This window comes from Ensifer sp. Root954 (assembly GCF_001429005.1).
GTDB classification, from domain to species: Bacteria; Pseudomonadota; Alphaproteobacteria; order Rhizobiales; family Rhizobiaceae; genus Ensifer; species Ensifer adhaerens.
Window position 1 is genome coordinate 1 of the sequence record NZ_LMJM01000021.1, and the last position, 331, is coordinate 331.

Annotated in this window: 1 protein-coding gene; it reads left to right on the forward strand. The window is 69.5% G+C overall.

Annotated features, from left to right (window positions below):
• The coding region (locus ASE71_RS35735) for a sulfate/molybdate ABC transporter ATP-binding protein (protein ID WP_156411754.1) at positions 1-331 on the forward strand (331 nt) is incomplete at both ends.

Below are 331 nucleotides of genomic sequence, written 5' to 3' on the forward strand. Positions count from 1 at the left end.
CTTCGGGCTGAAGGTGCGGCCCTCCAATCGCCGCCCGCCGTCGGCCGAGATCCGCAAGCGCGCGCTCGATCTTCTCGACCTCGTCCAGCTCTCCGGCCTCGACAAGCGCTATCCAGCGCAGCTCTCGGGTGGCCAGCGCCAGCGCGTGGCGCTCGCCCGCGCCATGGCGGTGGAACCGAACGTGCTTCTGCTCGACGAGCCCTTCGGCGCGCTCGACGCGCAGGTCCGGAAAGAACTGCGCAAGTGGCTGCGCGACATTCACGACCGTACCGGCCACACGACGATCTTCGTCACCCATGACCAGGACGAGGCGCTGGAGCTCGCCGACCGC